Source organism: Vibrio sp. 10N.261.52.A1 (assembly GCF_002876325.1).
GTDB classification, from domain to species: Bacteria; Pseudomonadota; Gammaproteobacteria; order Enterobacterales; family Vibrionaceae; genus Vibrio; species Vibrio chagasii.
Genome location: NZ_MCYD01000668.1, coordinates 1 through 353 on the forward strand (window position 1 = coordinate 1; position 353 = coordinate 353).

1 protein-coding gene is annotated in these 353 nt (G+C 39.1%); it reads left to right on the forward strand.

Going from position 1 to position 353, the window contains the following annotated elements:
- Positions 1 to 75: 75 nt before the first annotated feature.
- On the forward strand, positions 76 to 353 hold a 278-nt coding region (locus tag BCT81_RS12695), incomplete at its 3' end, for an MFS transporter (RefSeq protein ID WP_133152616.1).

The following is a 353-nucleotide window of genomic DNA, read 5'->3' on the forward strand; positions in this document are numbered from 1 at the left end:
ATATATTTCTTTAATCATCATTGTGCTGATAACTTGTTCACAAATAGCTTAACTCCTCGCATAGGCACAAGATAAATGTTCGATAAAGGCAGTACTCAATACAAACGGATCACTCAATCATTAGCGATTGGTTCATTTATCATTTTCTGTAATCTTTATGTGTTTCAACCTATCTTGCCGCACATGGCTCAGCACTTCCAAGTGTCGGAAACCCAAATCAACTGGCTATTTGCTGCAACCACACTTGGGTTATCAATTAGCTTAGTACCGTGGGCTATCGCTTCAGAGTCCTTTGGTCGAAAGCCTATCATCCTATTTAGCCTTTTTGCTATTCCAGTAATTGGTTTAGGCAT